This is a genomic window from Synechococcus sp. 65AY6A5, from assembly GCF_002760415.1.
Taxonomy (GTDB): Bacteria; Cyanobacteriota; Cyanobacteriia; order Thermostichales; family Thermostichaceae; genus Thermostichus.
The window spans coordinates 2,156,597-2,164,069 of sequence record NZ_AXUW01000001.1 but is presented as its reverse complement, the minus strand read 5'-3'; the positions used below and the strand labels follow the sequence as shown (position 1 = coordinate 2,164,069).

Genomic DNA, 7,473 nt, shown 5'->3' with positions numbered 1-7,473 from the left:
CCCAAAAACGTGGTCAAAGGGGTGCAGGTGGGCTGCTTCCCCGACCTCTACGCGGCCTTGCAAGACAACCCACCTGACCAGGTGATCAGCCTCTAGCCAACTGGCCTAGCTGACGGCTACAGCAGCAGGCGGCTCTTGGCGGGGCTGAGAGCCGATCTTGCGGAAGATCAGCCGCTCGTTGGCCACCTCCACCAGGATGCGGTCGCCGGGCAGGAACTCGTTTTCCAGCAGCTTGGTGGCGAGGGGGTTTTCGATCTCCCGCTGGATTACCCGCTTCAGCGGGCGGGCGCCAAACACGGGGTCGTAGCCCAGCTCGGCCAGGTAGTCCTTGGCCTCTTCGGTGAGGACAATTTCAATTTGCTGATCCGCCAGCAACTGCTCCACCCGCCGCATCTGCAGGCTGACGATCTGGCGGATTTGCTCTTTGGTTAGAGCGTGGAAGATGATCAGTTCATCCACCCGGTTGAGGAACTCCGGCCGGAAGTGGTGCCGCAGCATGGCCAGCACCTGGCTTTTCATCTCCTCGTAGCGGCTCTCGTCGCCGCCAATTTCCAGGATGAGCTCGCTGCCAATGTTGCTGGTCATGATGATGATGGTGTTTTTGAAGTCCACTGTCCGCCCTTGGGAGTCGGTGATGCGGCCATCGTCCAGCACCTGCAGCAGGATGTTGAAGACATCAGGGTGGGCTTTTTCCACCTCGTCAAAGAGCACCACCGAGTAGGGGCGGCGCCGCACCGCTTCGGAAAGCTGCCCGCCTTCTTCGTAGCCCACATAGCCCGGCGGAGCACCGATGAGGCGGGAGACCGAGTGTTTCTCCATATACTCCGACATGTCGAGGCGCACCATCGCCTCGGAGCTGTCGAAGAGGAACTCCGCCAAGGCGCGGGCTAGCTCGGTTTTGCCGACGCCAGTGGGGCCCATGAACAGGAACGAGCCGATGGGCCGATTGGGATCCTTCATGCCGGCCCGGGCGCGCCGAATGGCTGCCGCTACGGCGGCTACCGCCTCGTCTTGGCCCACCACCCGCTGGTGCAAGTGGGCTTCCAGGCGCAGCAGCTTCTGCTTTTCCGACTCCATCAGGCTGGTGACCGGGATCCCGGTCCAGCGGGAGACGATCTCAGCGATATCTTCAGGAGTCACTTGCTCCCGCAGCAGCGGCTCGCCGTTGGTCTGCAGCTTGGCCAGGTGAGCCTCCTGCTCTTGGATTTGCCGCTCCAATTCCATCAGCTTGCCGTACTTGAGCTCGGCAGCGCGGTTGAGGTCATATTTTTGTTCAGCCTGTTCGATTTGAAGCTTGACGGCGTCCCGCTCGGCTTTAAGGCTTTGCAGGCGTTCGATAGCCTCTTTTTCAAATTGCCAGCGAGCATTCAACTCCCGTTGTCGCTCCGTCAGGTTGGCCAGCTCCTGCTCAATTTTGCTGAGGCGATCTCTAGAGGCAGCATCATCTTCTTTTTTCAGGGAGAGCTCCTCCATCTGCAGTTGCATGATGCGCCGGTCGATTTCATCCAATTCGACGGGCTTGGAGGTGATCTCCATCTTCAGCTTGGCCGCCGCTTCGTCCACCAGGTCGATGGCCTTGTCGGGCAGGAAGCGCTCGGAGATGTAGCGGTTGGAGAGGACTGCCGCTGCCACCAGGGCCGAGTCGCTGATTTTGACCCCGTGGTGCAGCTCGTAGCGCTCTTTGAGGCCGCGCAGGATGGAGATGGTGTCTTCCACGGAGGGCTGATCCACATACACCGGCTGGAAGCGGCGCTCCAGGGCGGCGTCTTTTTCGATGTGCTTGCGGTATTCATCCAGGGTGGTGGCGCCAATGCAGCGCAATTCGCCGCGGGCCAGCATGGGCTTGAGCAGGTTGCCGGCATCCATCGCCCCTTCGGCCGCCCCTGCCCCCACCACGGTGTGCAGCTCGTCGATGAAGAGGATGATCTGCCCTTCCGATTCGGTGACCTCCTTGAGCACGGCTTTGAGGCGGTCTTCAAACTCGCCGCGGTACTTGGCGCCGGCAATCAGGGATCCCATATCCAGGGCGATCACCCGCCGGTTTTTCAGCGACTCCGGCACGTCTCCCCGGTTGATGCGCTGGGCCAGGCCCTCGACGATGGCGGTTTTCCCCACACCCGGCTCGCCGATGAGGACGGGGTTGTTTTTGGTGCGGCGGGAGAGCACCTGAATGACGCGGCGGATCTCGTCGTCCCGCCCAATCACCGGATCCAGCTTCCCTTCGCGGGCGGCCTTGGTCAAGTCGCGGCCATAGCGCTCCAGGGCCTCGTAGCGGGACTCGGGATTTTTGTCGGTAACCCGCTGTTTGCCTCGCACCTGTTGGATAACGGGCTTGAGGCGCTCGACCGTCAAGCCCAGGGGTGCTAGAACGCGCTTGCCCACCCGCTCGTCGTCCAGGGATCCCAAAAGCAAGTGCTCTACCGAGATAAAATCATCGCCATACTCTTTGCGAAACTCCTCGGCTCGATCCAGCGTGGTCTCCAGGCCGCGGCCTAGGTAGAGCTGATCCACCCGCGCCAGCTTGGGCTGCTGGTTGATAAAGCTTTCCACTCTATCCCGCACCAGCCTCGGATCGAGGCCGGCCCGCTGCAAAATGGTCTGGGTGAGACCCCCCTCTTGATCCAGAAGGGAGATCAGCAAATGCTCGGTTTCCAACTGTTGCTGCTGGTGCCGCCGGGCTACATCTTGGGATTGGACAATGGCGCTCCAGGCTTTCTCGGTAAATTGGTTGGGATTGGTGGGCTGCATAGGGGTTTGGCAGGAGTTTTTTTACAGTGTATAGGAAGACAATGCAGGGGGCAGCCAAGGGGCTCTCAGCCCTTGCTGCCGACTTGGGGAAGCGCTGCTGGCATCCTACGATCCAGGTATCGCCTATTTTGCCAAAGCCGGAGTTCGCAACAACCGTCCCCTCCTACCGCGATTGATGGACGGATCCCCGCCTTATTCCTCTTCTTCGTAGGGCCGTCCCTCGCCGATCACCGCCAGGTCAATTTGTTGGCGGTAGTAGTCTACGTTTTTAATCTGCACCTCCACCCGATCCCCCAGGCGGAACTGGCGCCGGCTTTTGCGCCCTACCAGGGCCTGCTGGCGGCTGCGGTATTCGTACCAGTCGTTTTTCAGGGTGCTGACCCGCACCAAGCCTTCCGCCAAGATGGGATCCACCTGCACAAAAAAGCCGTAGTTCTGGACGCTGACGATCAGGCCGGGGAACGTCTCCCCCAGGTGTTTTTGCATGAACTCGCACCGCTTCAAGCCCATCAGCTCCCGCTCTGCCTGTTGATGGAGCTGATATCCCGCCTGGATTTTGGGCAGTTGCGCTTGGAGAAAGGCCTGCCACTCCTCATGCACTTTTGGCGGCAGCACCTGCCAATCAATTTGGTCGTAGCTGCCGGGGCCATGCAGATCCACCACGGTTTTGGAGCGCGGGCTGCGGCGATCCCGTCCTTTGCTCAAGGCTAGGTGCAGAGCCCGCAAATTCAGCAAATCGGCATAGCGGCGCAAAGGGGCAGTAAAAGAGGCGTAGGGCTCTTTGAGGCCAAGGCCAAAATGGCCGAGCGGCTCCTGCAGCGGCTGCAGGCAATACTCGACGGGGGGCAGAGTAGCCAACAACTAGGCCACCAAGGCTGGGCTAGTCCCTGCGGCCAAGACATCGGGGGCGGTGATGCGGGCACAGATCCGCTGCCAATCGGCTAACGTCACAGCTTCTGGATCCTGCAAGTTCAGATCCAGCTTCATGGCGTTGGCCAGACGCAAAAAGTTCTGCAGGGCCTCAGCGGTGGGGGGCTTCTGCACGCGGGCCAACGAAGGGATCCCCAATTGGCGCAAATGGTGGCCCAAGGTTTGGTTGGCCAGCAGCAGAATTTCGGTCATCAGGGCGTGGGCGCCGAGGCGATCGCTGACCAGCAGGGGCCCATAGCCGCTTTCATCGGCAGAGTAGGGGGTGAGCAAATCCAACAGGGGCAGATCGAACCCGCCTGCCTGGTGGCGCTTGACTCGCAGGACTTGGCTGAGACGGAGCAGGTTTTGCAGCAGGGCCATCAACTCCGGCACCTCCTCATCGGGGCCCAGATCCGCGGCGGTGGCCAAGAGAGCCTGCACCTGGCCGTAGGAGAGGTGGGCCCGCGACTGCACCAGGCTGGGGTGGATCTCGAAGTTGCGCACCACCCCTTCGGGGTCAATGGTCAGCAGCAGCGAGTAGGCCAGACGCTCCTGCTGCGGCAACAGAGCCAGGCGGCTGTGCACTTCCGGCGGGAAAAGGGGCAGCACCACGCTATCCAGGTAAACCGTGGCGGTGCGCCGCTGCGCCTCCCGCTCCAGGGGGTGATCCGGATCCAGCCAGTGGGCTACATCGGCAATGTGCACCCCCAGCAGCCAGTGGCCCTCTTCTTGCCGCTGCAGGGAGACGGCCACGTTGGGCTCGAGGCCGTGGGGGTGCTGCAAGTCCAGCGGCTCCAGCGTGACGCAAAACCAGTCCCGCAGATCGCGACGGTTCTTTTGGTCGGAGCGGCTCAGCTTTTTGGGCAGAGTTGCCGCAGCCTCCAGCACCGCCGGGGGAAACTCCTGGGGCAGGTCGTACTTGCAGCAGACCAGATCCGCATCGATGGACGCCTCCGGGCCATTGCCCAAGATCTTGCGAATCGTGCCCACGGGGGGCAAGTTGCCCAGCGGGTAGCGCTCCACTTCCACATAGGCCACCCGACCTTCCGCCAGCTCGGCAGGGGATCCCTCGGTCAAGGCCAGCTCGAACAGCAGCCGGTCATCCAGAGGCACCACCCGGAAACCCTCTTCCGTCTGTTTGAGGCGGCCCACGAGAGTGGGATTGGCCCGTTCCACAACAGCTACCACCTCTCCCTCTGGGCTGCGGCGGCGATTGCCTTCTTTGGTAATCCGGGCTATCACTTGGTCGCCGTTCCAAGCGCCGCTAAGGTTGCTGCCGTGGATATACACATCCTCTGCCCCCGGTTCATCCCGCACGGCAAAGCAAAAGCCCTTGCTGGAACAGCGCAAACGCCCCACCACCAAGGATTCATCCGGCTTACGCCGATAGCGGGGCGGATCCCCTGTCCGTTCGAGAAACCCCGCCCGTACCAGACCATCGAGGGCAATCTCGAGCATTTCCGGCGCTTCTGGGTCTGAGGCTGGCAGGAGGGCAAGCAGCGCGTCTTTATCGGTCCATTGCTCGGCAGGTTGAGAGAAAAAGTGATGAAAAATCCGAGAGAAATCCATTGCGGGTATCCAGGGGGAATGAGAGCCGCGATTAAGGGACAGGCGCAGCCACTTGGATTAGTCGCGGTGGCCGGTGACGATAAAGGCTACTCGCTGACCGATGTTGGTGCAGTGGTCGGCCAGACGCTCTAGGTAGCGGATCGCCAGCAACATCAACAGGATAGGCTCGATCGATCCCTTGATGTCAGACTGCTGCGCCAACGTATTGTAAAGGTTGGTGTAGTCTTCATCAACGGCGTCGTCTTCCCGCTTCAGTTGTCGGCCCAGCTCGGCATCCAACTCCGTCAGGGCGGCCAGGCTGTGGCTGAGCATTTTCTGGCAGCGCTGCATCATCAGGCGAATGCAGCTCAGCTCCGGGGGCGGCGGGTACATGACCAAGCGCAGGGCCACTTCGGCCAAATCTTTGGCGTAGTCGCCAATCCGCTCCAAATCGCGTACCAGTTGCATCAGGGTACTGATCCAGCGCAGATCCCGCGCCACCGGGGAGCGCAAGGCAATCAAATTAATACAGTCTTTCTCGATTTGACGATAAAAACGGTCAATTTGCTTGTCTTGGGCGATCACCTGTTCGGCGGCGGCCAAGTTCTGTTCAAACAGGGCCTGCTGGGCCAAGACCACCGACTTTTCCACCAGCGCCCCCATGCGCAGCACATCCTGCTGTACCCGTTTGATGTGAAGTTGTAGCTCGGCTTGCCCCATGGCTTTCTCCCATGAATGTGGGCAGGGGGGAAATGTCTGCAGTCGTTTTGGATCACCAGAGCCAGTTGATCTCAATCATGGCAAACTTCGCCTGGAATAGGGGCAGGGAAGATGGCCAACTTGGGGGAAGATGAAAATAGCGGTTGCCCTTTGAGGGGGATTCGTCTGTCTGGAGTTCTCGGGTTGCTTTGTCATTGAGACGGTCTCATGGCTCTCCCCCCTATCGTTGTGTTGGACGATGATCCCACCGGATCCCAAACCGTTCACAGTTGCCTGCTCCTCACCCGCTGGGATCCGGAGACCTTGAAGCTGGGGTTGCAGGATCGTTCGCCGATTCGCTTCATCCTCACCAATACTCGGGCTTTGCCCCCGGCGAAGGCAGCGGAGGTGACGCGGTCGGTATGTGGGGCGTTGAAGGAGGTGATGGGGGAGCTGGGGTGGGAGCGGGCCCTTTTCGTCAGCCGCTCCGACTCGACTTTGCGGGGGCACTACCCCTTGGAAACCGATGTGATGGCAGCGGAGCTGGGGCCCTTCGATGCTCATTTTCTGGTGCCGGCCTTTTTTGAGGGAGGGCGCATCACCCGCAACAGTGTCCACTACCTACGGGTGGGGGAGCGCTGGATCCCGGTGCATGAGACGGAGTTTGCCCGCGATGCGGTGTTTGGCTACCACCACAGCTATTTGCCTGAGTATGTGCAGGAGAAAACCCAAGGGCGGATCCGGGCCGAGCAGGTGGTGCGACTGACCCTGGAGCAGATCCGCGCCGGCTGTCTGGAGCGGCTTTTGAGGCTGGAGGGGAATGTCTGCTGTGTGGTGGATGGAGAAACCCAGGCGGATCTGGATCGTTTTGCCCAGGATGTCTGGGCGGCTCTGGAGCAGGGGAAGCGCTTTTTGTTTCGCAGCGCCGCCAGCCTCTTGACGGCCCTGGCCCAGTTGCCGCCGCAGCCGGTTCCGCCAGAGGAGATGGGGCAGTTTGTCCGCTCCGACCGGCCAGGGGTGGTGATCGTGGGATCCCATGTGCAAAAGTCCAGCCAGCAGTTGGCTCGGCTGTTGCAGGAGCCAGGGATCCAGGGCATCGAGGTGGAGGTAAAGCGCCTGTTGGAAGCGGGGAGGGAAGCGGAGCTGCTGCCGGCCCTCTTGAGCCAAGTCCACCGCGCCTACGGGCAGGGCCTGACACCGGTGGTCTACACCAGCCGGGAAGAAGTGGGGTTTGACGGCGCCAACCCGGAGGCACGCCTGGCCTTTGGGCAGAGAGTTTCCCGCCTGTTGATGGCCATTGTGCAGGGGCTGCCGGAAGGGATCGGCTATCTCATCAGCAAGGGCGGCATCACCTCCAACGACACCCTCAGCCTCGGCCTCAATCTGCCGGCCGTGCGGCTGCTGGGGCAGATCTACCCAGGGATCTCCATGGTGCTCACGCCGGCGGATCACCCCCGCTTTCCCAACCTGCCGGTGGTGCTGTTTCCGGGCAACGTGGGCGAGGCGGATACGTTGGTTTTAATCCACCGTCGCCTCCACAGCCGCGGGCTAGTCTAGCCTGGAGGAAAT

The 7,473-nt window shown here is 61.3% G+C and carries 3 protein-coding genes and 2 pseudogenes; 2 read left to right on the top strand and 3 right to left on the bottom strand.

Annotated features, from left to right (window positions below; translation table 11 throughout):
- Positions 1–96: pseudogene (locus SYN65AY6A5_RS14715) on the top strand (sulfur reduction protein DsrE); the annotation flags it as partial.
- A 9-nt stretch (positions 97–105) separates the two neighbouring features.
- Here the strand turns inward: SYN65AY6A5_RS14715 and clpB are convergent.
- The 3 genes and pseudogenes from clpB to phoU all read right to left on the bottom strand — a co-directional run bounded on the left by clpB (position 106) and on the right by phoU (position 5,925).
- Complete coding sequence (gene clpB / locus SYN65AY6A5_RS10250; protein ID WP_099884369.1) at positions 106–2,748, bottom strand: ATP-dependent chaperone ClpB; 2,643 nt, start codon at positions 2,746–2,748, stop codon at positions 106–108.
- Between the two features lie 192 nt (positions 2,749–2,940).
- Positions 2,941–5,115 (bottom strand): annotated as a pseudogene (locus tag SYN65AY6A5_RS10245) (ribonuclease R family protein).
- A gap of 168 nt (positions 5,116–5,283) precedes the next feature.
- Positions 5,284–5,925 (bottom strand): phosphate signaling complex protein PhoU, encoded by a 642-nt coding sequence (gene phoU / locus SYN65AY6A5_RS10240; protein WP_099812588.1) that lies wholly within the window; start codon positions 5,923–5,925, stop codon positions 5,284–5,286.
- 207 nt (positions 5,926–6,132) lie between these two features.
- Here phoU and SYN65AY6A5_RS10235 point away from each other — a divergent pair, with 207 nt between their 5' ends.
- Positions 6,133–7,461, top strand: a complete 1,329-nt coding sequence (locus tag SYN65AY6A5_RS10235) for a four-carbon acid sugar kinase family protein (protein WP_099812587.1) — start codon at positions 6,133–6,135, stop codon at positions 7,459–7,461.
- The last annotated feature ends 12 nt before the right edge of the window (positions 7,462–7,473 follow it).